We start from the raw sequence: 24,652 nt of genomic DNA, 5'->3' as shown, positions 1-24,652 counted from the left end.
TGATCTCCCGCTGGCAGCCCGTCCCGACCGGAAAGAGCACGCAACTCCCGGCTATCCCCGGCCAGCCTTGACGATTTCATCCGTCGACCAGATCTTCTTCCAGTGTGCGACGGGGAAGTCCGCGAACGCGGTGACGTCCTCCGCCGTCTCCCGCAGCATGCTCTCCACCTGCGGGAACCGCCGTCCCAGCATGCCCGCGACCGTGGTGAGCTGGCTGCGGACGGTGGCCGCGTCAGGCTGCGCGAACACGGTCCGAATGGTCGCCGCGACCATCTCCGCGGAGCCCTTGGGGACGCGGGCCGGGACGTTGCGCACGAAGGGCACCCGGCAGCGCTGCCAGGCGGCGCCGAGGAACACCGACCGCACCGCGCCGACCAGGCCGGTGTGCGCGTCGGAGACCACCAGCCGCACCCCTTCCAGACCGGTGCCCTTCACGGCATGGCCGTCGCCGAACACCTCGGGCTGGAGGAGTGACCGCCACCCCGCTCTACGTCCTCGGCGCGGGCCCGCCCGCCGAACCGGCCGACTCCACGGAGATCCTGGCCGCCGGCCTTGACACCTTCCGCCGCACCGCTCTGGAGTCCTGACCACTCCGTGTCCCAGGAGACTCACCATGTCCCGGGACGGGTGGGCATCCGCTTCTCACCGTCCGGTCGGTCGAGCCGGGACCCCTTTCACGAGCCGACGCGCGTACTCGGCGTCGAGTCCGTCCGGGCGGAAGAGGATGCGGTACATCAGGGGGGCGACGACACGGTCGACGACCGTCTCGACGTCGGGTGTGTTTTCCCCGCGGTCGGCCGCGCGGGTGAGGAGGACGTTGATCTGCTGGACCGCGTACGCCGAGCACTGGCCGGCGTTGCTGCCGTCCGGGTCGCCGAGCAGGGCGTCGCGGATGTAGCCGCGGCCCGTGGGAGAGGCCATCTCGTCGAGGAACTGCTCGGCCCAGGCCGCCAGGTCGGACGACAGGTCACCGTGGTCCTTGGGCGCCGTGTCGGGGCGCAGACGCTCGACCGCCACGTCCGACAGGAGTTCCTTCAGGTCGCCCCAGCGACGGTAGATCGTCGACGGGGTGACTCCCGCGCGCTGGGCGACCAAAGGCACCGTCAAGGCGTCCCGGCCCACCTCGGTCTGGAGTTCGCGTACCGCGGTGTGCACCGATGCCTGGACACGGGCGCTGCGCCCGCCGGGACGCACCATTTGTCTGCGACTCATACAACCCACCTTAAAGCAAAATCCTTGCGTCTACAGCGCCGTCCATTCCAGCCGCTCACGCTGGTTCTCAGTTTGGGTGGCTGTTGCCGTGTGGGCCCGGCCGGCTGCATCCGGCCGGGCTCATGCGCATCCTCAGGCCGCAGGCGCTGGCTCGCGGGCGGGCGTCGTCTGCTCGTACGCGTGACCGGCCCGCAGGAGCGCGGCCTCCCCGAGGGGCCGCCCGAGCAGCTGCATGCCGATCGGCAGCCCCGCCGTGTCGTGGCCGACCGGTACGGACAGCGAGGGCACGCCGGTGATGTTGGCGGGGGCCGAGAGGCGCACGTAGGCGTCGGAGACGCCCTCGACGGTGCCGTCGGACCAGGTGATCGTCTGCTGGTCGGTCGGCACCGCGGTCGCCGGGACCGTGGGAGCGGCGATCACGTCCACCTCGTTCAGCATGCGAGTCCACTCCTGCCGCATCAGCGTCCGGGACCGCTGGGCGCGCAGATAGTCCCCGGCCGGCATCAGTTCGCCGGCCTCGAGGAGGATGCGGACGTCCGCTTCGTACAGGTCGGGGATCGCCCGCAGGGCCTGCTCGTGGTAGGCGGTGGCCTCGGGGACCATCAGGCCCCACTGGGTGGCCTGGATGTAGCGCGTCATCGGGATCTCGACCTCGACGAGCCGCGCGCCGAGGGCCTGGAGCTGGTCGATGGCGCGCCGGACCGCGGCCTCCACCTCCGGGTCGACATGGTCGAAGTAGTAGTTGCGCGGCACTCCGACGCGCAGCCCCGTCAGGTCCGTACCCGGGCCCGGCCGGTGGTCCGCGGCGGTGGTGGAGAGGGAGGCCGGGTCGCGGGGGTCGTGTCCGGCCAGGGCGGACAGGACCAGTGCCGCGTCCTCGACGGTGCGGGTGAGGGGGCCGACGTGGTCCAGCGACCAGGACAGCGACGTCACGCCGTGGCGGGGGACGAGGCCGTACGTCGGCTTGAGGCCCACGACCCCGTTCAGCGCGGCGGGCACCCGGATCGATCCGCCGGTGTCGGTGCCCAGGGCGAAGGTCGCGGTGCCGGACGCCACGGCGACGGCCGATCCGCCGCTGGAGCCGCCGGCGACCCGGCCCCGGTCCCGGGCGTTGCGTGTCTGCGGGGTGGTCAGGCCGTAGGCGAACTCGTGGGTGTGGGTCTTGCCGACGAGGACCGCCCCGGCCGCTGCGAGACGCGCGGCGACGGTGCTGTCGGTGTCGGCGCGGTGGTCGGCGCGGACCCGGGAGCTGGCCGTGGTCGCCGTGCCGGCGACGTCGATCAGGTCCTTCAGTCCCATGGGGATCCCGTGCAGCGGGCCCCGGAGCCGGCCTGCCGCGGCTTCGTGCTCGGCCTCGCGCGCCGACCGGCGTGCCCGTTCCGCCGTCACCGTGACGTAGGCCCCCAGGTCCGGGTCCACCTGCTCGATGCGGTCGAGCACCGAGTCCACCAGCTCGACGGGCGACACCCGCCGTGTCCGTATCGCGTCCGCGGCGGCGGCGAGGGACAGCTCAGACAGTTCCATCGCGCTTCTCCTCTCCCGCGCGGTAGGCGGGGGCGGGCGGGGTGTCACCGAAGTCCAGTTCCCGCAGGACCGAGACAACGGAGTGGATGTGATTGGCCGTGGCCGCCACCTCGGCGTGACGGGCGTCTTCCAGCGGCAGTCCGACTCGGGCGGCCCAGCGGGCCGCCTCGAGCGGTGTGAGTTCGTCGGCGGACATGGATTTCTCTCTCTCCCTGATCGGCTGGAGGGGCGGAGCGACCCCGCACAAAAGCTAAAAGTTTGCTTTAGTCGACTGTAGGGCCTACGGTGCCTTAAAGCAAACCTATTGCGTTAGCGGGAGGAGTCCCATGTCCAGCGCCCCATCTGGTGAACCCGGGCCAAGCAGCCCCCCGGCAGCGCAGTCCCTCACGCCGAACCGCGCGGCGTCCTTCGTCCTGGACGCCTCGATCCTGGCCGCCCTTCTGGCCGCCTCCAGCGCACCCACACCGCTGTACCCCCGCTACCAGGAGCAGTGGAACCTGTCGGCGCTCACCATCACCGTGGTCTTCAGCGCCTACTCCCTGACCCTGCTGCTGGCACTGCTGACCACGGGGGCACTCTCCGACCACCTGGGACGACGCCCCGTCCTCGTGGGTGCACTGGTACTGGAGGCCGCCTCCATGGCGATGCTCGCCACGGCGGACGGCTCCGGCACGCTGATCGCCGCCCGGGTCCTGCAGGGAGCGGCGACCGGAGCGGCCACCAGCGCCGCGGGCGCGGCCCTCCTCGACCTCGAGGATCCTGCCCGCCCGGGCCGGTCCGCCCTTACCAACAGCATCGCCCCCGTGGCCGGCATGGCCGCCGGTGTGCTGGCCTCCACGCTCCTCATCCGTTTCGCGCCCGCTCCCACCATCACCGTCTACCTGCTGCTGGCGGCGCTGTTCGCGGCCCAGGCGACAGCGGTCGCCTTCACCGCGGAGACGGCCTCCAGGCGCGCCGGCGCCCTGCGCTCCCTTCGCCCGCAGCTCGCCGTCCCGCCCCAGGCCCGCCGCGCCCTGCTGATCGCCGGCACCGGGGTCGTCGCCGTCTGGGCGCTGGGCGGTTTCTACTCGTCCCTCGGGCCGGCGCTCGTCGGCCTCGTGGCCCCTGAAGCCCCCAGGGCGGCCGGTGGCATGGTCTTCTTCATCCTGCCCGCCGCGGCCACGCTCACCGTGTGGACAGTGCGGCGGACGGCACCGATCGCCACCGCGACGACCGGAGCCCTCGCCGTCGTACCCGCCACGGCGTTGACCCTGAGCGGTCTGCACGGTGGGGGTCTGCCCGCCGTGTTCGGCGGAGCCGCCCTGGCCGGGATCGCCTTCGGCGCCGTGTCCCAGGGGGCGCTGCGCATGACCCTCGCCGAGCTCCCGGAGCGCGACCGCGCCGCCACCCTGGCCGCCTACTACGTCCTCAGCTACCTCTCGATGAGCCTGCCCGCCATCGGCGCGGGCGCCGCCACCCAGCTGTACGGACTGGGGACCGCGTCCCACGCCTACGCCGTGGCCGCCGCCCTGCTCGCCATCGCGGCGGCGGCAGCACTCGTCGCATCGCGGCGGAAGCGGCCGCGCGTCGCGGACTCCGGCACGGTGCCGCAGCCGCCGGCCGCCGTCTCCGCCCGATCCACCCGTTGACGGCAGCCTCCAACAGCCTCTGACCGACATCCCCGCAGACATCTGGCAGACAAAAGGAAACGAAGGATCATGCCTACTCCCTCGGCCGACGAAACCAACATCCCCGCCTCCATCCCCTCCTGGACCGTGGGCGACGTCACCGTCCATCGCATCGACGAGGTCCTCCTGCCGCCCGCGACCGGGCCCTGGCTGCTGCCCGACGCCACCACGGACGTGGTCTCGCAGCAGGACTGGCTGCGCCCCGACTTCGCGGACCACGAGGGCATCCTGCACCTCGACAGCCACAGCTTCGCGTTCGAGGTGGACGGGATGCGCGTCCTCGTCGACACCGGCATCGGCAACGGCAAGACCCGGGCGAACCCGGCCTGGCACGACCTGCGGACCGGCTACCTCGACGACCTCGCCGCCGCAGGCTTCTCCCCGGACTCCGTCGACCTGGTCATCCTCACCCACCTGCACACCGACCACGTCGGCTGGAACACCCTCGAGGTGAACGGCGAGTGGGTCCCCACCTTCCCCAACGCCCGTTACGTCACCTCCCGCGTCGAGCGGGAGTTCTGGGCCGGGTACGACATGGAAGAGCCACGGCAGGCCATGTTCGACGACTCCGTGATCCCGATCGAGAAGGCAGGGCTGCTCGACCGCGTCGACGTACCGGCCGGGGGCGTCGAGATCGCCTCCGGGCTGCGGCTGCTGCCCACCCCCGGGCACACCCCCGGTCACATCGCCGTCCAGCTGACCAGCCACGGCGAAACGGCGCTGATCACCGGCGACTGCATCCACCACCCCGTCCAGTTCGCCCACCCCAGCATCGGCTCCTGCGTCGACATCGACCCGGAGCAGTCCGAGGCCTCACGCCGCAAGCTGCTCGGCTCGCTCGCCGACACGGACACCCTCATGCTGGGCACCCACTTCCCGCCGCCCACCGCCGGCCGCGTGATCACATACGGGGACGCCTACCGGCTGGTGGCCGTCCCCGCGGCCTGACCGGCGGTCTCGCCGTCAAGGGCGTCACGGGTGGAGGACGCCACAAGCGCGCAGGCCCTCCTCGAGGGCTCTCAAGGCGTAGTGCGTACGGAATTTCACGGTGCCGGGCCGTATGTGGAGGTGTTCGGCGGCCTGTTGGACGCTGTAGCCGCGGTGGTAGGTGAGGACGATTATTCGCCGTTGCTGGGTGGTGAGCCGGTCGAGGGCCTCGAGGACGGTCTGCGACGTGAGGACGCGGTCGACGGCGTCGTGCACCGGCAGGTTGATGCAGTCGGTGGCGCAGGCCTCGAGCGGGCGGATGCTGCGGGCGCGGTGGTGGTCGATGACCAGGTTGCGTACCACGGTGAACAGCCAGGGGCGGATGGCGATGAGGTCGTGGTCGTGGTCGTCGGTGGTGAAGTGTTTCCAGGCGCGGGCGGTCGCTTCCTGCAGCAGGTCCTCGGCCTTGTGCCAGCCGCCGTCCAGGAGGCGGGTGGCTGTGTCGGTGGGGTTTCCACCTTGATCGTGGACACCGGTTGTCATGCAGCGATGGCCAGCGTAGTTGATCTCTGTTCGAAGGCGACCGGCGCGAGGCAGCCGATCGTGGAGTGCCTGCGTCGGTGGTTGTAGAAGCCGAGCCAGCGGAAGACGGCGAGCCGGGCGGCTCGTGCGGTTGGCCAACCGCGCCGGCCGGGCAGGACCTCCCGTTTGAGTAACTGATCGTTCCAGAATGAGGTGCGGAGGCGCCCCAGGCAGATGATGCTGCAGGCGAGTTGGAGCAGACCTTGGTGGAGGTCGGCGCGTGTCTCGTAGCGGATGCGCAGGCGTTTGAACTGGTGGAGCCGGGCGAAGGTGTGCTCGACGACCCAGCGGGTCCTGCCCGGTCCGGAGCCGTGCGCGGTGCCCCGGCGGGCGATCTTCGGCATGATGCCGCGGGAGCGGAGCAGGCGCCGGTAGGTGTCGTAGTCGTGGCCGCGGTCGGCGAACAGGCGTCGGGGGCGTCGGCGGGGTCGGCCGGGCAGGCCGCGGATGGGGGGACGGCGTCCAGCAGCGGGATGAGTCGGGTGACGTCGTGGCGGTTTCCGCCGGTCGGCGACACGGCCGGTGGGGTGCCGTGCCGGTCGACGATCACATGGTGCTTGCTGCCCGGGCGGCCGCGGTCGACCGGCGAAGGGCCGGTGTGAGCGCCCCTTTGAGGGCTCTGACGTGCGAGCCGTCGATCGCCGCGTCGTCCGTCTCCAGCAGGCCCTTCCGGCGCAGTTCGCCGAGCAGGACCTCATGCAGGCGGGGCGACACTCCGGCCTCGGTCCCGTCCCGCAGCCGCCGCCAGGCCGTCACCCCGCTGCAGCCGATGCGCTCGCTCGGCACGTCGGCCCGGCTCACCCCCTTGCGCAGCACGTAGACGATCCCGCGCAGGGCGGTGCGGTCATCCACCGGCAGCCGGCCCGGATACCGGTGCCGCCGCGGCGGACGCGCAGGCAGCAGCGGGGCCATGCGTTCCCACAGGTCATCAGGCACAAGATCAGCAGAGATCCGGTAGATCCTGCCGATACAGCAGCCGTCCGCCAAGCCACCACACCGATCTCATTCTGAAATGATCAGTAAGCCTGGTTGCCCCCGGTCGAGTGACTGGTGAAGGACCAGAGAACTGGCCAGCCGTGATGCTGGCGCGGTTACCTCTTGCAGTGCTGGCAGGCTGTAAGCCCTTGTTCCTTGGCTTCGTCTTCGGACATCGACTGCTGCCCCATATAAGTATCTTGCTTCCCGTTCAGCGACGGGCAGCCGGTGTCTGTGTGGTATTTGGTCCGGTAATCCCCGGTACGTACGTGAACAATGCTCATGAGCCCTCCTACGCTGGCCGCCTGACGAGATGTAAGCCGGACACGGCAAGAAGCACCCCATCTTGCCAGCCGCCCACCCCCGTACGGAAACGAGTCTCGACAGCGGGCTCCGACCTGGTATTTCGCTCTCGCCGACCGTAGCTCGTCTGTCACTGTCGGCCGCCGCCGGTCAGCCTCGCACGGCCCACAGACGGCCTAGCTACGAGGGCACCACTCCCCTGCCGCACCGGGCTATCGTGCCTCCCGTGACAAGCGCAACAGGGCGCCCCCTCCTCTTCCTCGACGTGGACGGTCCGCTCATCCCGTTCGGATCACCGTCCGGCCACCCACAGACCGCTGCCGCAGTCTCCTCGCCGTCTCCCGGTCAGGGGAACCCACTGCTGGAGCGGCTGGACCCGGAGCTCGGATCGCGTCTTCTGGCCCTGGGCTGCCGACTCGTGTGGGCGACGACCTGGATGGAAGAGGCGAACGAGGTCGTCTCCCCGCGCATCGGACTGCCACGGCTGCCCGTGGTGGAGTGGCCGGCCCCCTACACCGACGAAGGTCCGCGCGACCTGCACTGGAAGACCCGCCTTCTCGTCGAGTGGGCCGACGGCCGACCGTTCATCTGGGTCGACGACGAGATCAGCGCCATGGACCGCCTGTGGGTCGACGCCGGCCACCCCGGGCCGTCACTGCTTCATCGCGTCGACCCGACCAAGGGCCTCGTGGAAGCCGACTTCTCCGCGCTCACCGACTGGATCCGTGCCGTCACGCCAGGGTGAGCACCGCTTTAGGAGTTCGATCAAAAGGTTGGCTACACGAGGCGATGCTGCAGAGCGGCAGCCAAGCAGACCTGCTCAGGACTACCGGGGGAGTGTTCAATGATCATCGGATCCGCCGATCATCGAACACTCTCCTACAACACCCGCCGACGACACTCGGCGAACGGACACCAGGCACCGATCGCCTACGAACAGCGGTCAGCTACCCTGGCATTTGCCGCATAAGAACACGAACAGGTGTCCACTCCTCGGGGACAAGGCCCGATCACTTCTCAAAGACCCTGGCTCGACGGGCAGCCGGCGGTGCCCCTGCGGTACGGCTTGGCCGAGGTCATCTCGCCGTTCAGGGACCTGCGGACGGCGGCGCGGCTCGACGCAGTCGGCTGAACGGCGCGCGTCGGCCCTGACCCTCTGCGCCGCTTCCCGTTCGGGCGGCTGCCGTGCAACCCGAGCCACCGCGTCCCGCCCGAGTGTGCGGGGGGCTCGTGCGCCGACCGTGCGACGGACCGCCGCGCGCGGCCACTGGATCTGCTGCGCTCCGGAAACCGGCATGCGCGTTAGCGTGATCCTCTGCCGCATGGAGTGTCCATGGGCCGGGTCGGCCCGCACATGGGTCTGCAACGGAGAGTGAGGGAACTGCGATGAGTGAACTGACGAAGCCCGAGGTCGACGTCCCGAAGGGCGCTGCGCCTGCCGAACTGACCGTCCGGGACCTGGTCGTCGGGAACGGGGACGAGGTGAAGCCGGGCACGGTGGTCAGGGTCCACTACGTCGGGGTGACCTTCGAGACCGGGAGGGAGTTCGACTCCTCCTGGGACCGTGACCAGCCGTTCAAGTTCGCTCTGGGCGGCGGCAGGGTCATCAAGGGCTTGGACCGGGGGTTGAGGGGGATGAGGGTCGGCGGTCGGCGCGAGATCGTCGTTCCCCCGCGTCTCGGCTACGGCAACCAGTCGCCCTCGACGTTGATCCCGGCGGGCTCGACCCTGGTCTTCGTGGCGGACCTGCTCGACTCGTACTCCAGCACAGGCGGCTGGAGCAACGCCCGCTGACCCAGACCGCTCCTGTTTCCGCGCCCTCGCCCCAGGCGTTCTCGTCACGGATCCGCGCACCCAGACCCTCCGCCCACTCCGGCGCCCACGCCTTGAGTTCTTCGATCTGCCGGGAGGTGAAGTCCGTACGCGGTGCAGTCCTCGTCCTCGTACCAGTCCGCGCCGACGAGCCGGTCCCGGAGGTCTTCGAGGCTGAACTCGTCGTGGGCGCGACGGCGGCCCAGGGATACCAAGTCGGCGGTGGCCCGGTGGCGGGAGGCGGCCTGGACGTCGATGAGGTCGCGGACGGTGCCGCGGTCGGCGAGGGCACGGACCTCGGTGCCGATCACGTCGTCGAGGGAGAGAACGGGGCCGTAGAGGGTCTGGGCGGGCGGAGCCCAGAACGCCTCCTTGAGGACGTCGACCTCGCACTCCTCGCCGGTGTCCGGATCGGTGACGAGGAACCGGCCGCTGAGCGGATCTGTCTGGACGTGCGTGGCCCGCCATTCACGCGCGCTGAGCCCTGCTGTGAGTGAGGCGACGATCTCCTGCACCGGAACGGGGTTCTCGAGGGCGACGTCGAGGTCACGGCTGAGGGGAAGGCGTCCTCCCAGACCTCGCGGATGCAGGGACTGATCAAGCGCCGCAGCACGGGCCACTGCTCGACGAGGAGCCGGTGCTGCAGGAGGACCACCAGGCCCTCGCGCAGTCCTTCGGCAAGGACGGTCCGGTAGAGCGTCGTGCGGGACTTCGGACGGTCCAGGCTGTAGCTCGTCCGCCCGGACCAGACGATGGGGAGCGGCAGGTCCACGTCGCCCTCGACAGGGCCGGCCAGCTCCTGCAAACGCTCGGACAGTCGGCTGCGGTAGCGATCCCGCAGCACCTCGGCGCGGGTGGCGGTGAACGTCGCGTCCATGCATCCAGTATCGCTGCCGGGAGGCGGCGGCACGGCGGATACGGGACTCCCCTGTCGTACGTACGAGTCGGGCGCCGCACACTCCTCCCTCGGGCATCTCCCGTTGAGCGCGTTCCATCCTGAAAATCGCAGCTCATGGGCCCTGGTGTGGGTCGTGGCTGGTGGGCTCCGGCTAGTCGGGGGCGAGATCGTCAGCACGTGATCGTCTGTCACGGGTGAGGTCGGGCGGTCCGAGGCGGGCCCGGCGGCCGGCCGCGTAGGTTCCGCGGCATGACGGATGTGCTGACGTGGACGGTGCGGCAGCGGCTTGAGCTGGAGGAACGTGCGGAGCTGTTGCGCACGGAGCTGGCCGGTATCTCCTCCGCCCGGCCCGGCCGGTCCAGCGAGATCACCGCCGCCCGTCACGGCAGGACCACCGCGCATCTCCGCGAGGCCGGCCTCGGCGCCCTGGCCGACCTCGGCTTCGTCGGCCTGGATGACCAGCCCGACGACGACTTCGTGATCATCACCGGCCGCAAGGCCACCCTGAACCATCAACTCACCGATGCCGGGAAGGAAGCGAACCGGCTGGTCAGCCGCGAACGCGCCGCCGCCCAACACGGGTTCGCCCACCTCGAGTCCTGGCGCATCCTGACCAAGGTCCGCACGAACGCCCGCCACGCGACCACCCTCCTGCGGGCCCTCCTCGTCCTCGCGAACACCGGGTCCAGAGGTGACCGACGACCACCCCCGCAGTGATCATGATGCCGACCGGCAGGAATCCGTCACTCCCGGACCACACCAGCCCCGCGAGCTGCGAAATCAGAATGAAACGGTTCCGTTGCCGACCGTACCGGCCCACCGTCGACCATACCGGCCGCTTTCCGGCCTTCGTTCCCGAACAGTCCTCGGCCGACGGTCCCTCACTCGCACCTGAGACAATGGCGATCAGTCACAGCGGGGCAGCGCGATCGGTTGCGCACCGTTCTTGCCGCGGCTGGGGAGGCCGGTGCTCGGCGACGGTGTGGCTGAGGACGGCGATGCCGTCGGAAGACGGGCTGAGGATACGGAGTGCTGCTGTTCATGCGGTTTCGAAAGAGCGCTGTCATCGCGGTTGTGTGTGCCTTGGTCGCTGGTGTCTCGGGGGACCGTGCCGACACCTCCGCGCCCGCGGGGGGACCTGTGGAGGACCTCCTGAACGGCAGGGACTGGGCTCACTTCGCCGGCGGGAAGCCCACGCACGCAGGGGTACGGGTCACACCTCTCGACCGGCGCATCACACGCCAGGACGGTACCGGCGGACAGCCGAACCCACCGGTGAACCTGCGCGGTCCCCACATGGTGTTCCGAGGGGATGTCCGGATCGAAGCCGGCCTGCGGCGCACGGATGACACGGATGCCTACCTGCATCTGTACGGTGAGACGCCGGTCATCTACGACGAATGGCGCTACGAACGGCGCGGCGTGCGCATCGGCGTGGTCGGCGGGAGGCTCCGGATCGACCGCTGGGACGGGGACTCCGACAGACCTGCGATGACCCGGACCTTCGGGAGCGGTCTGAGGCTCGAAGTCCGCCTCGCCGTCGAAGTCCGCGCAAACAGGCTTGTGCTGGAGGCCGACGGCAGGGTCGTGGGAACCGTTCCCGCGCGGGACGTCTTCGGCAGTGGCCGCATCTGGTTCGGCGCGGATGCGGGAGCCCGCGGGAAGGGCTGGACCCTCAGCGATCTCCACGCGCGGTCACTGGGACGGGGCCGGATGTCCGTCGTGGACGCGCCTGGCCTGCGAGTGCCCCGGTCCAGCGATGCGATGCGTGATCTGGCGGCGGTTCTCCCACGCCCGATCCGTATGGGAACCGCCCTGGCCGCGGGCCCCTTGCTGACTGACAGCGCCTACCGCCGGACGGCGGGTGAGGAGTTCTCCATGCTTACGCCGGAGAACGACTTCAAGCCGCAGTTCGTCCAGCCTCGACGCGGCGTGTTCGCGTTCGCGGAAGGCGATGTCTTGGTGGACTTCGCCGAGGCCAACAGGATGAAGGTGCACGGCCACACCCTCGTCTGGTTCGAAGCCCTGCCCGCATGGATGCGCGCCGAGATGACGCACGAGCAACGCAGGCGCGTCATGGTGGAGCACATACGCGCGGTAGCGGGCCACTTCCGGGGGAAGGTGGCGGAATGGGACGTGGTGAACGAACCCATGTCCGACGAGGACGAGGACTACTCCAACGGCAACCGGGGCGTGCGGCCACAGTTGTGGTTCGAAGCGATGGGTGAGCAGTACATCGACATCGCCTTCCGTGCTGCCCGCGAGGCCGACCCGCACGCGGTGCTGTACCTCAACGAGTACGGGGTGGAGGAGGACGGTCCACGCTGGGATGCCCTCTACGCGCTGCTGATCCGGTTGAAGGAGCGGGGCGTTCCGATCGATGGCGTCGGTTTCCAGGACCACGAATACGCCGTCGGCGACCGTACCGACCCCGAGGTCTTCCGACGCAAGGTCCGGGCTTTGGCCGGGCTCGGCCTGAAGGCCCGGGTCTCGGAGGCGGACGTCCTCGTCGACGAGGACGAAGAGGACATCCAGGCCCGCCAGTTGGCGGGGAAACTCGCAGTCTGCGCCGAAGAACCCAACTGCACCTCGTTCTCGACCTGGGGTTTCACCGACAAGTACGGCTCCACGGCTGACCTGCGACACTATCCCCCGAGTCCGGGAAACGCTCTTCCCTGGGACGCGACGTACGAGGCGAAACCCGCCTACTGGGCACTGCGTGACGTCCTGGACGACGCCCGCCGCTCAGGTACTGGATAGGTACGGCGAACACCGCGAACGACCAGTGGAACCGTTTCATTCTGATTTCGCAGCTCGCGGGGCTGGTGTGGTCCGGGAGTGACGGATTCCTGCCGGTCGGCATCATGATCACTGCGGGGGTGGTCGTCGGTCACCTCTGGACCCGGTGTTCGCGAGGACGAGGAGGGCCCGCAGGAGGGTGGTCGCGTGGCGGGCGTTCGTGCGGACCTTGGTCAGGATGCGCCAGGACTCGAGGTGGGCGAACCCGTGTTGGGCGGCGGCGCGTTCGCGGCTGACCAGCCGGTTCGCTTCCTTCCCGGCATCGGTGAGTTGATGGTTCCGGGTGGCCTTGCGGCCGGTGATGATCACGGGGTCGTCGTGGCGGAAACTGGCCAGTCCGACTCCGGCACCGGACTGGAAGGTCTGCCAGTCGACGAGGGCGGCGTGCACTTCCTGGTGACGGGCCAGGACGTGTACGTCGTAACGGGACAGGCGGACGACGGGGCCGGCTTCGCGCAACCGCCGGTGCAGTGGCTCGGGGTGTGCCAGGTACTCGGCGGCGAACGGGTCGGCGTCACTGATCGGTGGCGACGCGGGAACGGCTGCTGTCTCGGTCATGGCGGCTCCATGAACACGGGGCGGCCCGCCGCTGTGTGGGGGGCGTTCGTCATCGGCCACATCGCCATGGCCGCGATGATCGGCGTCCGGCCCTCGTACTTCTCCGAGCTGTTCAGCACCAGCACCCGGTACTCCGGGATGGCGCTGGGCCACGAGCTGTCGACGGCGATCGCCGATGGCCTGTCACCCGTGGTGGCGACGGCGCTGCTGGCCGCCACAGGGCACTTCCTGCCGGTCGCACTGCTGACCATGGGTTTGGCTCTCGTCTCACTGGTGGCCCTGGTCTTCTTCGCGCACGTCCCGAAAGACCCCGGGCAGGACGCCCCGCGGGATGCCGACCAGCCCCGGAAGGTGGTGTGATTCCTTGGCGGCGAGATTGCCGCCTCTCGAAACGGTCTGTTGAGACGGATCAAACGGGCCGCGGACCGTCGGCAGGTTCGGCCACGCCGGCCACGCGCCGTGGCCAGTAGCTGAATCTCGTGACCTTCTGCGCGTCGGCGAGACACCGGCTGAGCCGGGACGGACAAAACGTCCGGCGTGCCGCTCGTCGGCGCGGACGGATTTTGTCTGCGGGCTTCCCGGCCCGTGGCTCTCGCTCTACAGGCCGGCGGCGACGCTTCGCATGACCGATTCCAGGTCGCGCTCACCCGCAGGGGTCTGCGCACCGTGCTCCAGGGCTCCTGTCATGAGTCGTGGAGGCAGATCCCCGCTCACCAACTCGGCCCATGCGTCGTTCTCCGCTCGCAGGCCGTCTGTCAGGTCCGCCGGAGGGACCAATTGCTTGGCGGCGGCGATGAGCTGCGGGGAAAGCGCGGCGATCTTTTCCGCCACCCCGTCGACGAACGCGTCCAGCTCGGCCGCGGGCACCGCACGGTTGATCCACCCGTAGGCGACCGCAGTGTCCGCATCCACCAGATCACCGGTGAGCAACAGCTCCAGCGCCCGGTTGCGCCCGACCCGCTCGCGCAGGTACTGCGTCCCTCCGCCGCCCGGCACGATGCCCATCAGCACCTCGCTCTGGCCGATGCCCGAGGTCTCCCGCGCAGCGAAGGTCATGTCGGCAGCTGCGACGAACTCGGCGCCTCCGGCTCGCGCCTTGCCCGCCAGTTTGACGATCGTCACCTGCGGCTGATGGCGCAGCAGCTCGCCGACCCCCTGGAAGAGATTGGCGTCCGGGTTGCGGTCCGCGATCCCCTGCAGCTCGTCCATCTCGTTGAGGATGTGGATGTCGACGTGGGCGATGAAGAACTCGGGGTTGGCGCTGGAGAACACGATGACGCGGACCGAGCGATCGTCCCGCAGCGTCCCGAGGACGTCGTGCAATTCACGGATCAGTGTTCCGCTGAGCACGTTGACAGGGGGGTTGTCCAGGGTGATCCACGCGACTCCGGCATCAATGCCGACGCGGAGCGTCGTGTACTCGTGCAGGTTCATATGTGTTCCAAGGTTTGCGGTGAGCCAGTAGGTTTGCAACGCATACCTACCCTGGGCTCTGCGCCGAGGACGGTCAATAACGCACTTTTTGACAACCAAGGATCATGATGGATACCAGCCCCACCCCCCCGCCGCCCCGCAGCATGCCGCGGTTCAGTGCCGAGTGCCCGAGCCGGCCCATCCTCGATCAGATCGCCGACAAGTGGTCCATGATGGTCCTGGCGGTCCTGGAGCAGCCCACGCGGTTCAACGAGATCAAGCGCCAGCTGGAGGGCGTCACGCAGCGGGTGCTGACCCAGACGCTGCGCAGACTCGAACGCAACGGCCTGATCCAGCGCCGGGTGCTCGCAACCTCTCCCCTCGGCGTGGAGTACTCCCTCACACACCTCGGCGAGTCCTTCCGTGAACCCTTCACCCGTCTGTACGACTGGACGGTCGAGCACAGCGACGAGGTCCTGGCGGCGCAGCACGAGTACGACGCGCGGTCATCGGGACAGTGAATAGTCACCTGGCCAGCCCCTCGACCGTCCAGGACCCCCGACCGACGTGGCCGGGCGCACGGGGTCGGGTGGCCTGGGGCGCCTCGCCCCCGCTTCCTGGCTGCGGCAGCGCCCGACCACGCTGGACTCTCTTCGGACAACTTCTGCCGCAGCACCCTGTTCTTCGACATCGACTGGTGCAGGCCCCCTACCAGCGCCTCCACATCTGCCTTTTGCGTGCGGCCGACTCGCGACGGCCGTGTGAATGGCCCGCTGAGCCCGGCCTGGCCACCCCGGCCCGAGAGCGTCATGCGTTGGCTGGCGACGGGGCGGGCGGTCACCGGCCGAGGCCACGCGCGATGATCACGTCGCCGAGGCCTCAGCGCGCGTCGTAGGCCTCGGCGGCAAGCTCCTCCTCGACGGCCTGGCCGCGGCCCATCCACACGTGTCCAAGGTCTGGGCCGACGGCGGCTACCAGAGCAGCATCTTCAACCACGGCTCCAGATACGGCATTGGCGTTGAGGTCGTGCAGCGTCGCGGGCCGAGGGCTTCGAGCCGCTCCTGAAGCGGTGGGTGATCAAGCGGGCCTTCGGCCGGCTGTTGCAGCACCGTCGTCTGATCCGGGACTACGACCGCAGAGATCTTGCACGATGATCCACTGGGCCATGGCTAACAAAGGGGCCCGCGAGCTGACGGGAGAATCCATACCAACCTGGCGAATCGAACCAGACATGCGGGCCGTAATAGCCTGAACAATGAAGTTCCCTAAGAATTCCTAACAAAAGTGGCGTGATCCCTTGGAATGCGCCCATGTGATGGGGTGTTGGCCTTCGCGTGAGGAGGGGTGAGCAGCTTCCGCGGGTGGTGTCGGATGGGCTGTGGGCGCGGATCGAGCCGTCGTTGCCGGTCGTGCCGCGCCGGGCGGATCGTCCGGGGCGTAGGCGTCTGGAGGACCGCACGGTCCTGTGCGGGATCCTGTTCGTGCTGTAACACCGGCATTCCGCGGGAGTTTTTGCCCCAGGAGCTGGGGTTCGACTCCGGCATGACGTGCCGGCGGCGCCTGCGGGACTGGAACGAGGCCGGTGTGCGGCAGCGCCTGCACGAAGCACTCCTGGCCGAGCTGCACGCCGCCGGTGCGCTGGACCGGCCGAGGGCGGTGATTGACGGCTCTCATGTACGGACCATGAAGGGCGGCCCACAACCGGGCCGAGCCCGGTCGACCGTGCCCGGCCAGGCTCCAAGCACCATCTGATCACCGAAGCACACGGTATTCCGCCGGCCGCGTCCCTGACCGGCGGTAACCGCAATGACGTCATCCAGCTCATGCCCTTGCTGCAGGCCGTTCCGTCGGTGAGGGGCCGACGAGGACGGCCTCGTCGGCGCCCCGACGCTCTCTACGCCGACCGGGGCTACGACCACGCCAAGTACCGCAAGCAGGTCCGGGCCGTCAAAGTCACCCCGGTCATCGCCCGCCGCGGCACCGAGCACGGCTCCGGGCTGGGAAGTCACCGGTGGGCCGTCGAGCAAGGTTTCGCGCTGCTGTACTGGTTCCGCCGGCTCCGCATCCGCTGGGAGATCCGCGACGCCATCCACGAGGCCTTCCTCACCCTCGGGTGCGCACTCATGTGCTGGCGACGCCTGAACCGCATCCCGGTAGGAGTTCTCAGGTGATGTCGTCGACAAGAGCCTCAAGGTGCCGCTCTCCGTCGCGGGTGTGTGCGCCGGCGGCCAGTGCAGCCTTGGCAAGACGGGCTGCAGCGGGTTCACTGAAGAGTCCGCTGAGGAGTTCGTTGGCCTTCCGCAGGCCGTGAGTGGTCGACTCGGCCGCGGCGTCGACCGCTTCGGTCGCGGCGCGGGCGACGCCGGGTGGCAGAGCGGCGATGCGGGCGGCGAGGGTGTCGACGACGTGGTCGAGGTCGGTGTCCGGCACGGCCCGGTTCACCCATCCGATCCGTTCCGCGGTCGCGGCATCGATCAGCTGCCCGCCAAGGATGATCTCCAGGGCGCGTGCGCGGCCCACGAGAGAGGGCAGATACGCAGTGCCTCCCGCGCCCGGGATGATGCCCAGCCGGCACTCCATCTGGGCCATTGCGGCGCGCTCGCGCGATGCGAACCGCATGTCCATCGCAGACAGCAATTCCGCACCGCCGCCGCGCGCCAGCCCGCGCAGCTTCGCGATGGTGATCTGCGGCAGCGACCGAATGCGTTCGTGGAGCCGCATCATCGGGTTGAGGGACTGGTCCTGTTCGGGCGCCACGGGGAGGGCGGCGAAGGCCGCGGGGTCGTCGGCGGTCGTCATGTCGCCATGCGCGACGAAAAAGTCCGAATCCGCACTGTCAAAAACGATCACCCGGATGTCGTGGTCGCCGGACATGGCGTCCGCGAACCGGTCCAGATCCGTCATCAGGGCGGCGTCGAGCAGATTGACGGGAGGGTTGTCGATCACGACGTGCGCCACGCCGCTGCTGAGAGAGACCTTGAGGGTCGGATATGCGTCAGTCATGGTTCCCGTTTCGACGTCAGGCAGTTAGGTATCTGATGTATATCTAGTAGTACGGACACACTTCAACGAAATCAGATATCGCAGGGGAGACCGACGTGCCCGAGGTGAAGCTCAACGGCGACGGGCGGAATCTGCTCGACCAACTCTTCGACAAGTGGTCCTTGCTGGTACTGGCCGCATTGTGCGACCGCCCCCGGCGCTTCAACGAACTCCGGCAACACATGCCCGCTGTCACCCCGAAGTCGCTGACCGCATGCCTGCGGCGACTGGAGCGCAACGGCATGGTCGAGCGCACGGTCGTGTCCACGGAACCGGTGGCGATCGAATACCGCATCACCTCCCTGGGCCGGACGCTTCGGTCCCCTGTGCACGCCATGCTGGAATGGGCCGTCGATCACCTCGACGCGGTCGAAACCGCCCGCTGTCACTACGACGAGCGACGAGCGGACAAGTGACATCCCGGCATGTCTAGTGCAGGACGGCGCCGGGACGCCCAACTGGTCATGCCGAGCCGTTCGCTGGCCAGAGTCAGACCCGTACCAACGATCGCGGAAGACATTTCGTTAGGAGTTCCAAAAAGGCGCCGTGACGCGTAGCCCGCGCACCAGGAGGCGCACCTATCCGCTGCCCGGTACGTGAAAGGTGTACTACGCGCTCCGCACGCTCCCAAATGAGCCCTGTCCGACCTGCTGACGGGGCTCACTGTCTCTCACATCGCTGTCATGAAACCGAGGGATCGCAGCGGGCGCCACAACCCGGACGACACTGATTACGGCTTCCGGCAGGGAGCTGCCGCTTTGCTGGGATGCATAGGCGGCCGACTCCCCTTGCGCTGTGCTTTGGACGCCGGCCGCAGTGTCGTCGTGCACTTCCCTGTACCGACACTGCAGCTTTCGGTTCCATCTCGGCGATGATCCATACTGGCCGGATGGACGCCAAGACCGAACCGTTTCGTGCCGTTCCTGCCGAGGTGCGGCCCTACCTGACGGAACTCGTACAACGCACGCGCGCGGTGTGCGGCCCCCGGCTGACCGCAGTGGTCGCGGTCGGTTCCCTCGCGCTCGGCGACTACCGGCACGGCCGCAGTGACATCGACGTCACGGTCGTCGTAGAGAGCCCGCCTCCGGCCACAACCCTGCGAGAACTGGCCGACGCCCTCGATCACCGGCAGCTGCCGTGCCCGGCGGCGGGACTGGAACTGGTCGTCTACACGGCGGACTTCGCCCGTGTCCCGTCCGGGGAGGCCGGCTACCTGCTGGATCTCAACACCGGCGCTCAGCTGCCGGGCCGGGCCGCCTTCGACACGGCCGGGGCACCGTCGTTCTGGTACGTCATCGACCGCTCCGTAGCCCATCAGAACGGGATCGCGCTGTACGGCCCGCCCGCACCGGAGGTGATCGCGGCGCCCCGGCCGACGGACCTGCACACCGCGATCCGGGCCTCGGTGCGCGAGCACGGCGACGGTGAGGGGCATCTCGCCGACAACCGGGTCCTCAACGGCTGCCGCTCCGTGGTCTACTGCCGCACCGGACGCTGGTTCGCCAAGCGCGACGCGGCCAAGCAGGTCGCCGCCGCCGAGGAGGACTTCCGTCCGCTGATCGAGGCCGCGGTCCGCAGCTTCGAACGCCCCCGCGCAGCCGCGCTGCCCCTGCCCGCACCGCAGGTCCGGGCGTTCCTCGCCTGGGTGCGCGCCCGCGTCGACGAGAACGCCGCGGCGGTCGGCGCCTGACAGGGCTTTGTCGCGGTGGACGACCAAAGGGCCACGGTATGCCTTGACGTCATCAGGCGCGCAGTTTCCCTCGTACTTGCCGGGCCGCTTCGGGACGTGGACGCCCCGGCCTTCCCCTGCCGTCTTCGAACGGGCCGGGGTCTCGGAGTCCGGCACCGCCAGCCGCTTCGTCCACCTTCGGCCTCCGGCACCCGCGGGCCCGGTTCTACACCACCACCGGGACCGGGCCCGCACCGGCATAGCCGAGACCAGGGCTCCGATAAAGCTTCCCCTTGATCATGGACACCTGGAGGCTGGGACGTGAGGTTCCGAAGGAAGTGGTGCCAGGTGGGAAGTAAGAGCAACCGCAGCAGGCGGTACACGGAGGAGTTCAAGCGGGACGCGGTCGCCCTCGTCCGCTCCTCCGGCAGGACCGTCACCGAGGTGGCCCGGGAGCTCGGCGTCAGCGCCGAGGGGCTGCGGAACTGGGTCAAGCAGGACCAGGCCGACCGTGGACAGGGGCCTCGGGCGGGCTGACAACAGCCGAGCGAGGAGCTGCGCCGACTGCGGCGGCTGGCCCGTGAGCAGGCCGAGACGATCGCGGTGCTGCGAAAAGCGGCGGTCTTCTTCGCGGAGAGCGATCGATGACCGCGGCGTACGCGTTCATCGAGGCGGAGAGGACCACCCACAACACCGCTCTGCTGTGCCGACTTCTGCGGGTGCCCCGGTCCTCGTTCTGTGCCTGGCGGTCCGGCGAGCAGGCCCGCCAGGTGAGGCGGGCCGCCGGCGACGCCCTGGCCCACGAGATCACCGTGCTGCACGTCGCCTCCCGGCACACCTACGGGGTGCCCAGGATCCACGCCGAGCTGCGCCGGCTGGGACACCGGGTCAACCACTGGGGGTGCCCCCGCGTGCGGGGGAGGGCGGAGCGGGTCATGCGCGAGCGCGGCATCACCGGGGTCACCCGGCGCAGGCGCCGGGGCCTGACCCGCCCGGCGAAGAGGGGCGTGCCCGCGGGCGACCTGCTCGGCCGCGACTTCACCGCCCCCGCATCCGGCATGCGGCTGGTCGGCGACATCACCTTCGTCGCCACCGCCGAGGGCCGGCTCTACCTGGCGACCTGGCTGGACCTGGCCACCCGCGAGATCGTCGGCTACTCGATGGCCGACCACCACCGGGCGAGCCTGGTCGTCGACGCGCTCGCGATGGCCGTCGGCCGGGGACGGCTCCGGCCCGGCTGCATCGCGCACTCGGACCGTGGCAGCGAGTACACCTCCAACGAACTCAGGCGGGAGATACGCCGGTTGAGGCCGTGGCGGAGCACGGGAAGAACCGGGTCCTGTTTTGACAACGCCGCCGCCGAGTCCTTCTTCGCGGTGCTCGAGGAAGAGATCGGCACCCGCACATGGCCCGACCGGACCACCGCCCGCGCCGAGATCTTCGCCTTCATCGAGACCTTCCACCACCGCAGGCGGCTGCGGAAGCACCCGAAGTGGGGTTACCTGACCCCGCTGGAGACCCGGCAGCGACACGAGCAAGGACACGCCCTCGCGGCATAAGCATGGAGTGTCCAACATCACGGGGAAGGTTCACCGCTGTCCGTGCTTTGGTTCAGCAAGCCTCGCACGGGTTCCAGCAAGGCGTTGCGGGCTGCTTGGGTTCCGGTGCGGCTGAGCGTCTCTGCCATGTCACCGACCAGCGCCGCCTGTGTGAGCAGCAGGTGCGCCTCGGGCTGGGTCAGTGATCCGGAGAGTTCTGGACCCTTGGCGTGCGGTCCCAGAACGTCAGCGGCGCAACCAACGACCTGAGCGCTGGTGCCCGCGGTGACCTCGAATCCTCTCAGCGGAAGCGACCGGCGCAGCAGGAACTGACCGGCGCTGATCGTCGTCTCTCCACTCTGTTGCGCGAGCGTCCACGACCCGCTCTGCACCACGTAGAGGCGTAGTTCACCGCGTGGTGCCCCGGCAACCATCGTGGCCCGCGGGTGTGTGCTCCCTACACCTCCCGTCAGCGAAGCCGAGGGGTCACTGTTGATGCCATAGCAGTAAAGCTGGCGATCCGGGGGGACACATGGCCGCAGGGCTCGTTCTCGGCTGCCCAAGCGCAGACGAGCAGCAGCACCAACGCACAAGTCACGGTAGCTCCGTACATCTGGACGAGAGGTTCTGCGATGCACTGTTCGCGTCGTTGCGACGCAGCGATCAGCGTTTGAGGGCACGGCACTACCTCCGTGGTTTGTTGGTGACAGAGGGACGCAAGTCAATTCGGAATATCGCCGCGCTCATGGGCGGCACTGCGGCCGAGCAAAGTCTGCACCACTTCATCAGCAGTTCCACTTGGGAGTGGCTCCCCATGCGCGCTGCCCTGGCCGACTATGTCACACGGGTGTCACCACCGCAGGCTTGGGTGGTGCGGCCTCTGTTCATCCCGAAGGCCGGCGAGCACTCCGTCGGAGTAGGGCGGCAATTCGTTCCGGGATGGGGGCAGGAAGCCAACGGCCAGTTGGCTTTTGGGACCTGGGCCGCCACCGATGGAGGCAGCATCCCCCTTCAGTGGCGGCTGCGTCTACCTGAATCGTGGCTCATGGAGAAGAGCCGGCGCCGCAAAGCAGAGATCCCTGACAGCGCTGAGGCCGAGACTCTGGACGAATGCGCGACCGCCACGGCGTTGAGCACGCTGAGTCTCTCCGGTGCACCGCTGCGTCCCATCGTGCTGGACACCGAGGCAGGGGACCTTCACGAAGTATTGCGGCCCTTTGCCACATCTCGGGCTCCCGTACTGGTGAGAGTGGGCGAGCGCACCCGATTGGTCGTCGCGGACCGCGCGATGCCTGGTTACCGGGCCGGATCGTTCCCGGCCCGATCCATCATGGAATCCGTGCGGGCATTGCGCCGTCCAGTGGAGTGGGAGGATCCGACTGCCGGTTCGAGACGCCGTACGACCTTCGCTGCGGCCATCCGCGTACAGCTGCCCCAGCAGGTCTCCAGGGCGATCCCGACTGCCCTTGTAGGCTCGCAGTCCGATCTGCTTCTGATCGGCGAATGGCATGATGACGCGAAGACACCCACAGCCCTATGGTGTGCCGCCTCGACGACATCATCGGTCAGCGATCTGCTTCGGCTGTCCCGTTTGCGACTGCAGGTGGCGCAGGACGAGAGACAGGTCGCCGAGCATGTGGGTGTCCGGGACTTCGAAGGGCGTTCGTTTCGAGGGTGGCATCGTCACATGACGCTCGCCTCCGCTGCACACGCTGTATCGGTCCTGTCGCCCCTGATCGACACCGAATGGGACTACGCGCGTCACATGTCGGCCTGACCGCCATGTTCGTGATGACCCGGCGGGCTGTCGGCACCACGCTTTCCTTTGACAGTCGCCTGCCTGTGGTGCAGAGTCCGCCGGGTCCGGTGCAGCCTCAGCGCAAGCTGGATCTCAAGAGCTCGTTCGGGATGCTGCCAATCTGCTCCCAACAGCTCAGTGATGCGCTCCAAGCGCCTGGAGACCGTGTTGGGGTGCACATGCAAGGTTGAGGCCGCGCGCGTCGGGCTGGACGAAGAAGCGAAGAACGCATCGAGTGTGCGCGTCAGCTCGGTGAAGCGTTGATTGTCGTAGTCCAGCACCGGCCCGATCACGGACTCGACGTAATCGTCGACACTGTGACTTTCGGAAAGCAGGACACCGAGGAAACCCATCTGCTGTGGGGTGGCTGCGCAACCCACGTTGCCCAGCTCAGTCAGTGCTTCCAGACAGCTGAGAGCTTCCCGGTGGGCTTGAGCCACACGGTCCGGTCCGGCAACCGGTCCAGCAGCTCCGATCGTGACAGGGTGCCCGATGAGCGGTGAGAGCTCTCTGGAGACAGCATTAGCCGCGGCGAACGGTTCCTCGCCGGGCACCAACAGAGTCACGCAGCCGTCACGCATCTGAGCCAGGCCGGACACACGATGAGCGTATGACGACGCCCAGGCAGCGGCGCGTCCTTCAGGACCTGCCTCAGGCCGGGCGACCACGACCACATGTGGTTCGTCGATGGCGATGCCGACTCTGTGCGCTCGCGAGGTCAGCTGCCGAGGCTGTGGACGGATGTCGCTGAGCAGTTCCTCAAACAGTTCCTCGCGGATCTGGTCGTGGGCTACCACCGTGGTCCGCTGCAACAGCAGGATGAGGGCAACCGTCCGTGCGGTGAGCTGAAGCAGCCGTACTCCGAAGCCGTCGGTGAGAGGTTCGTCAGGAACCAGCACCAGGGCACCGAGGTCCTCGCCGCCGGCCGTGACGGGCGCAACCCAGCCACCGCCGGACAACGGCACCGGGGAGCCCTCGGCGTGGGCGTCGTAGGTCCGCTTGAGTACCTCGTCCTCGTCGAGTTCAGGCAGCGGGCCGGTCACGACGACCGTTCGGCCGACGCAGTCCCTGACAACCAGTGCTCCTGACAACTCCTTGATAGCGGCTTCGGCGAGAGTCCGCGGATCGCAGCCGCTGAGTACCAGATCGATCAGGTGAATGTAGGCGGCCTCAACGCGATGCTGCACTGTCAGGCTGCTCTTGACGCGAGAGGTGTCCAGCTCCAGTTCGGTGACCTCGGCCCGCGTCGCCTCAAATAGCCGGGCTCGCTCGATGGCGATAGCGGCGAGCTTGCCCAATGAGCGCATGAGACTGATCTCGTCCGGCGAGAAGTAGCGCACCTTCCGGTCAGCGCCGTAGAGCGTGCCGAAGATTGTGGTTCCGTATCCCAGCGGCACCGCCATGATGGCGTGGAGGCCTTCGGCCTGTACCACGGCATCGATGCCAGAAGAGTGCGGGACATGCTCATCAGACAGGTAGTCGGGAGTCCAGGCAGGTGCCCCGCTTGTCTGGACGAGACTGCCGATACCAGATGTATCGGGGGTTTTCAGACCTACGCTGTGTGACGTGGTCTCGCCCTCCGCTGCGGCAATGTAGGATCCGTCACCCTTCTCGCGCAGCCCGATGTAGGCCATGTCGAAATTCAACAGCCGTCGCGCTCGCCTTGCGATCTCATGCAGCAAGGCATCCAGGTCGTGCACCAGCGTGAGGTCGTGGGCCGTGTCGACAAGCGCGGCGAGCCCGGCCTCCCGCTGCTGCGCGTGGCTGACCTGGGAGTGAATCCGTGAGGCCAGACGGACGGCCTGATCGAGTTCCTCAAGGGTGCGAGCTGAGGCGTTCTCACGCCGAGCCGTCCGCAGGAGTTCCTCCAGTTGTGTGACCGGTGCCCCTTGCGCGAGCAACTCCAGCACCGCCATCGCATTCGGAGATGCCGGC

At 68.6% G+C, this 24,652-nt stretch carries 21 protein-coding genes and 6 pseudogenes; 14 read left to right on the top strand and 13 right to left on the bottom strand.

The genetic code is table 11. The annotated features are described in order from the left end of the window. Positions 1 to 57: 57 nt before the first annotated feature. From IE271_RS33615 to IE271_RS33600, 4 genes and pseudogenes are all read right to left on the bottom strand, one after another. Positions 58 to 438, bottom strand: a pseudogene (locus IE271_RS33615) (transposase); the annotation flags it as partial. Positions 439 to 642: 204 nt separating this feature from the next. Then, positions 643 to 1,212 (bottom strand): TetR/AcrR family transcriptional regulator, encoded by a 570-nt coding sequence (locus IE271_RS33610; RefSeq protein ID WP_229919728.1) that lies wholly within the window; start codon positions 1,210 to 1,212, stop codon positions 643 to 645. Between the two features lie 132 nt (positions 1,213 to 1,344). Beyond that, a complete protein-coding gene (locus IE271_RS33605) occupies positions 1,345 to 2,736 on the bottom strand; it encodes an amidase (RefSeq protein ID WP_190194270.1) in 1,392 nt (463 codons plus the stop codon). Continuing rightward, on the bottom strand, positions 2,723 to 2,932 hold the full coding sequence (locus tag IE271_RS33600; RefSeq protein WP_190194269.1) for a hypothetical protein: 210 nt from the start codon (positions 2,930 to 2,932) through the stop codon (positions 2,723 to 2,725). The genes IE271_RS33605 and IE271_RS33600 overlap by 14 nt, the downstream gene beginning before the upstream one ends. A 130-nt stretch (positions 2,933 to 3,062) precedes the next feature. Between IE271_RS33600 and IE271_RS33595 the strand changes: the two genes are divergently transcribed. Next, positions 3,063 to 4,364, top strand: a complete 1,302-nt coding sequence (locus tag IE271_RS33595; protein ID WP_190194268.1) for an MFS transporter — start codon at positions 3,063 to 3,065, stop codon at positions 4,362 to 4,364. A 69-nt stretch (positions 4,365 to 4,433) separates the two neighbouring features. Further along, the gene (locus IE271_RS33590; protein ID WP_190194267.1) at positions 4,434 to 5,351 is read left to right on the top strand and encodes an MBL fold metallo-hydrolase; all 918 of its coding nucleotides are present in this window, start codon (positions 4,434 to 4,436) and stop codon (positions 5,349 to 5,351) included. Positions 5,352 to 5,375: 24 nt separating this feature from the next. On the opposite strand, the gene IE271_RS33585 is transcribed toward IE271_RS33590, so the two are convergent. Next, positions 5,376 to 5,873: a sigma-70 family RNA polymerase sigma factor gene (locus IE271_RS33585; protein WP_229919727.1), complete on the bottom strand. Its 498-nt coding sequence runs from the start codon at positions 5,871 to 5,873 to the stop codon at positions 5,376 to 5,378. 194 nt (positions 5,874 to 6,067) lie between these two features. Continuing rightward, a pseudogene (locus IE271_RS33580) lies at positions 6,068 to 6,824 on the bottom strand (IS5 family transposase); the annotation flags it as partial. Between the two features lie 592 nt (positions 6,825 to 7,416). Here IE271_RS33580 and IE271_RS33575 point away from each other — a divergent pair. Both IE271_RS33575 and IE271_RS33570 read left to right on the top strand, forming a co-directional pair. Beyond that, complete coding sequence (locus tag IE271_RS33575) at positions 7,417 to 7,935, top strand: HAD domain-containing protein (protein WP_190194266.1); 519 nt, start codon at positions 7,417 to 7,419, stop codon at positions 7,933 to 7,935. A 641-nt stretch (positions 7,936 to 8,576) separates the two neighbouring features. Further along, positions 8,577 to 8,984 (top strand): FKBP-type peptidyl-prolyl cis-trans isomerase, encoded by a 408-nt coding sequence (locus IE271_RS33570; RefSeq protein ID WP_190194265.1) that lies wholly within the window; start codon positions 8,577 to 8,579, stop codon positions 8,982 to 8,984. 34 nt (positions 8,985 to 9,018) lie between these two features. Here the strand turns inward: IE271_RS33570 and IE271_RS33565 are convergent. Further along, positions 9,019 to 9,556, bottom strand: a pseudogene (locus tag IE271_RS33565) (nucleotidyl transferase AbiEii/AbiGii toxin family protein); the annotation flags it as partial. Further along, positions 9,538 to 9,879, bottom strand: a pseudogene (locus IE271_RS44390) (hypothetical protein); the annotation flags it as partial. The pseudogenes IE271_RS33565 and IE271_RS44390, both read right to left, overlap by 19 nt. 270 nt (positions 9,880 to 10,149) lie before the next feature. Between IE271_RS44390 and IE271_RS33560 the strand changes: the two are divergent. Both IE271_RS33560 and IE271_RS33555 read left to right on the top strand, forming a co-directional pair. Then, positions 10,150 to 10,617: a transposase family protein gene (locus tag IE271_RS33560; protein ID WP_229919725.1), complete on the top strand. Its 468-nt coding sequence runs from the start codon at positions 10,150 to 10,152 to the stop codon at positions 10,615 to 10,617. 312 nt (positions 10,618 to 10,929) lie between these two features. After that, the gene (locus IE271_RS33555) at positions 10,930 to 12,660 is read left to right on the top strand and encodes an endo-1,4-beta-xylanase (protein WP_190194264.1); all 1,731 of its coding nucleotides are present in this window, start codon (positions 10,930 to 10,932) and stop codon (positions 12,658 to 12,660) included. A gap of 108 nt (positions 12,661 to 12,768) precedes the next feature. Here IE271_RS33555 and IE271_RS42525 read toward each other — a convergent pair whose 3' ends face one another. Further along, positions 12,769 to 13,257: a transposase family protein gene (locus tag IE271_RS42525; RefSeq protein WP_229919724.1), complete on the bottom strand. Its 489-nt coding sequence runs from the start codon at positions 13,255 to 13,257 to the stop codon at positions 12,769 to 12,771. A 9-nt stretch (positions 13,258 to 13,266) separates the two neighbouring features. Between IE271_RS42525 and IE271_RS33545 the strand changes: the two genes are divergently transcribed. Next, positions 13,267 to 13,617: an MFS transporter gene (locus IE271_RS33545; RefSeq protein WP_190194263.1), complete on the top strand. Its 351-nt coding sequence runs from the start codon at positions 13,267 to 13,269 to the stop codon at positions 13,615 to 13,617. Positions 13,618 to 13,854: 237 nt separating this feature from the next. On the opposite strand, the gene IE271_RS33540 is transcribed toward IE271_RS33545, so the two are convergent. Next, positions 13,855 to 14,691 (bottom strand): enoyl-CoA hydratase/isomerase family protein, encoded by an 837-nt coding sequence (locus IE271_RS33540; RefSeq protein WP_190194262.1) that lies wholly within the window; start codon positions 14,689 to 14,691, stop codon positions 13,855 to 13,857. A 107-nt stretch (positions 14,692 to 14,798) separates the two neighbouring features. Between IE271_RS33540 and IE271_RS33535 the strand changes: the two genes are divergently transcribed. Both IE271_RS33535 and IE271_RS33530 read left to right on the top strand, forming a co-directional pair. Beyond that, positions 14,799 to 15,191, top strand: coding sequence for a winged helix-turn-helix transcriptional regulator (locus IE271_RS33535; RefSeq protein WP_229919730.1), 393 nt, complete (start codon positions 14,799 to 14,801; stop codon positions 15,189 to 15,191). An 813-nt stretch (positions 15,192 to 16,004) separates the two neighbouring features. Further along, a pseudogene (locus IE271_RS33530) lies at positions 16,005 to 16,841 on the top strand (IS5 family transposase). Here the strand turns inward: IE271_RS33530 and IE271_RS33525 are convergent. Continuing rightward, complete coding sequence (locus IE271_RS33525; RefSeq protein WP_190194261.1) at positions 16,834 to 17,673, bottom strand: enoyl-CoA hydratase/isomerase family protein; 840 nt, start codon at positions 17,671 to 17,673, stop codon at positions 16,834 to 16,836. The pseudogene IE271_RS33530 and the gene IE271_RS33525 overlap by 8 nt on opposite strands. Before the next feature lie 95 nt (positions 17,674 to 17,768). Here IE271_RS33525 and IE271_RS33520 point away from each other — a divergent pair, with 95 nt between their 5' ends. The 4 genes and pseudogenes from IE271_RS33520 to IE271_RS33505 all read left to right on the top strand — a co-directional run. Next, a complete protein-coding gene (locus tag IE271_RS33520; protein WP_190194260.1) occupies positions 17,769 to 18,128 on the top strand; it encodes a winged helix-turn-helix transcriptional regulator in 360 nt (119 codons plus the stop codon). Positions 18,129 to 18,601: 473 nt separating this feature from the next. Next, positions 18,602 to 19,402 carry a nucleotidyltransferase domain-containing protein gene (locus IE271_RS33515; RefSeq protein WP_190194259.1) on the top strand — a complete coding sequence of 267 codons (801 nt, stop codon included), beginning with the start codon at positions 18,602 to 18,604 and terminating at the stop codon, positions 19,400 to 19,402. A 327-nt stretch (positions 19,403 to 19,729) separates the two neighbouring features. Beyond that, positions 19,730 to 19,918 carry a transposase gene (locus IE271_RS33510; RefSeq protein WP_190194258.1) on the top strand — a complete coding sequence of 63 codons (189 nt, stop codon included), beginning with the start codon at positions 19,730 to 19,732 and terminating at the stop codon, positions 19,916 to 19,918. Positions 19,919 to 20,007: 89 nt separating this feature from the next. Continuing rightward, positions 20,008 to 20,940, top strand: a pseudogene (locus IE271_RS33505) (IS3 family transposase); the annotation flags it as partial. A 17-nt stretch (positions 20,941 to 20,957) separates the two neighbouring features. On the opposite strand, the gene IE271_RS33500 reads toward IE271_RS33505, so the two are convergent. Beyond that, entirely contained in the window at positions 20,958 to 21,314 is a 357-nt protein-coding gene (locus IE271_RS33500) for a hypothetical protein (RefSeq protein WP_190194256.1), read from the bottom strand. Positions 21,315 to 21,532: 218 nt separating this feature from the next. Between IE271_RS33500 and IE271_RS33495 the strand changes: the two genes are divergently transcribed. Next, the gene (locus IE271_RS33495) at positions 21,533 to 22,696 is read left to right on the top strand and encodes an IS701 family transposase (protein ID WP_190194272.1); all 1,164 of its coding nucleotides are present in this window, start codon (positions 21,533 to 21,535) and stop codon (positions 22,694 to 22,696) included. Here IE271_RS33495 and IE271_RS33490 read toward each other — a convergent pair. Next, positions 22,681 to 24,633, bottom strand: coding sequence for a helix-turn-helix domain-containing protein (locus tag IE271_RS33490; protein WP_190194255.1), 1,953 nt, complete (start codon positions 24,631 to 24,633; stop codon positions 22,681 to 22,683). The two genes, IE271_RS33495 and IE271_RS33490, sit on opposite strands and share 16 nt — an antisense overlap. Positions 24,634 to 24,652: the final 19 nt, after the last annotated feature.

Origin of the sequence: Streptomyces minutiscleroticus, from assembly GCF_014650875.1 — a bacterium.
Taxonomy (GTDB): Bacteria; Actinomycetota; Actinomycetes; order Streptomycetales; family Streptomycetaceae; genus Streptomyces; species Streptomyces minutiscleroticus.
The sequence above is the reverse complement of the archived record's forward strand: the minus strand, read 5'-3'. Positions and strand labels throughout refer to the sequence as shown.